The 2220-nt window shown below is 62.7% G+C and carries 1 protein-coding gene; it reads left to right on the top strand.

Annotated features, from left to right (window positions below; genetic code table 11):
- The first annotated feature begins 510 nt into the window (after nt 1–510).
- Nucleotides 511–1062: a hypothetical protein gene (locus tag R1101_RS30420; protein ID WP_157179197.1), complete on the top strand. Its 552-nt coding sequence runs from the start codon at nt 511–513 to the stop codon at nt 1060–1062.
- Nucleotides 1063–2220: the final 1158 nt, after the last annotated feature.

The following is a 2220-nucleotide window of genomic DNA, read 5'->3' on the forward strand; positions in this document are numbered from 1 at the left end:
GAGGTATCGAACCGGATGCTTCAAGGAACCTCGCGACGGCCAGATCCATCCACGTCGCCGAGTGTCCTCGTTGAGCGTAGTCGCAATATCGCGGCCACTCCACCGTTCCGTATCGACGTAATGGTCCCTGAGCGCGTCGCAGACGGATCCGATATGCCCCGCGGCCTCCAGGCAAGGGGTTGCGGCCACTAGCGCTGCAGCGGCCTTCTGAAGGCTGATCGGACGCGGCTCAGACCGTCTCTTCGGAGAATTCCTGCTCCTGCGCGCGCTCGCGCGCGTTGTCTTGTACTTCTTAACAGAAGTACAAGAACCAAAAGAAAGAGCAACAGATTGGGGGCCACCATCGCTTGTCTGGGGATAACGGGGCGGTGACGGTGCTTCGGTGCTGGAGAGCGCTGCGCGACAGGGGCGTGCCGAAGACTCCGGCCGGCCGGGGTCACGGGGGCTCCGAACGGCCGCCTTGGGGGAGATGAGCGACCAGACGCTGGTGCCCTTGACTTGTCTACGACCGTGGTGAGCCTCAGCGGCCCACTGCTCGAGCGTGCGGAGAAATCGTCCTCGGATCATCTCTCGGGCCAGGCCGAGGTCGGACAGGACTCGTCGCGCACGTTTGAGGACAGTAACGGACACGCCCGCGCGGTCCGCAAGCACGTCGCGGGAGGCCGTCACGCGGCGGCCCGTGCGAAGGTCCGCAAACGACGCCATCGTTACCGCGACGGCAAAGACCCGCTCGGGATCGGCGTGATGGCGTCGGCAGACATTTCTGCCTTTCTCTTCGTTGAGCAATTCGCGGACCTGCCGTTGCCATTGCATACGTCCCGACCAAATGGGGGTTTTGGACTGCATCGACGGTGGCACAGGAATGGACCATGTGTGGCCACGTTGGCCGCTTTCTTGATTCATTTTCTCGACGCGTCGGATATTTGCTTCAGCGCGGGATATCACGGCAGAGAATTCGATATCTCCGGCATCGAAGCGGGGGGAAGCAATCGATATTTCTTCGGGACGAAGAGGTTTCGCACCGGAAGTCGTCGAAAAGGTTGTTTGCTGTTCAGGGCATGAGGTACCCTGAGACGTACCAGGCATGGTAAGTCCCTTCGGGGAGCTGGGGATCTCGGCAAGGAAATCCCTGGTCAGAGCGCATGACGGAGACGAAGCGGCAACTTCGGATCCATAAGGGCACCTAGCGGCGAAGGTGAAAACTAACGCCGTTAGGTGTTCTGAGTACCGATCGATCTCGGCAAAGTTCGACCGAATGACGAGCCCCCGCAAGGGGGTTTCGTCATGTGCTGCGCGAGCGTCATGTAGTTGTTTGCGATCGGTAAGGTTCGATCTCCTTCGGTCCGGTTATATTGCTGGCAGTAATTTCATCACATGATCTCTCTTCTGTCGCGTACCGGCTCGAATTTATTTTCGCGGTTCCGGACCGGGAGGATGCGGAGAGGAAACGGGCCCCGGGACTTAACGGCGAATCATGCCTTCGGCCCCGGCGTTTCAGGTTTCTCGGTGAAATCGGGGGAGAAGAAGCATGGTCCGGTAATCTGCCGCCCCCGGCGTGCCGTGGGGCCTCTCGGCAGAAGGCCTGCGCGTCCCGATGCTCGAAGACGGACTTCGCGGGCGATCGGAACGGTTCGCTGCGGCCGGGTACCGGTCGGCGCCGAGACGGGGCGGATCACACGATCGGGCCGGTTCTCGGCGCGCCTGATCCGGATGCCGGCCCCGACGAGGGCAGAAACCGGCTCGGAGCATCCGACTGCATAGGACATTGTCGAGCGGAACGGACCGGAGGGCACGCCCCGTCTGGGCGACAGAGGTACGTCCGCCCGGTCGCGTGGATCCTCCGCCGGTATGTCCTGCTTCGTCCGCGGTGATCGGCGTACTCCATGCATGCATCGCGGTCCCGCGTCCCGTGGGGTGAGACGTTCGACGGTGATGCTCGAAAGGAGCTCACGCGGACCGGTGGCCGGGTGATCTCGAGGAAGGACTCTTCGTCGCTCCGACGACCGGTCGCGGAGGAAGTATCCGCGACGACAGATGACGCGACAGCTGGGGTAGGCAGGGGTGGGATAGGCAGGGTTGGGATAGGCAGGGGCACCGCCTACCGGTCGATGGTCGGGGCTCGGCTGCCGACGTGCGAACGCAAACCCTGTCACGACGTCGTTCCACCGTCCGAGGCGAGGGTGCGGGTCGTTGCGAGCGACTATCCCTCGGACGCCCGCG

The organism is Rhodococcus sp. R1101 (genome assembly GCF_000278445.1).
Classification (GTDB): Bacteria; Actinomycetota; Actinomycetes; order Mycobacteriales; family Mycobacteriaceae; genus Rhodococcus; species Rhodococcus gordoniae.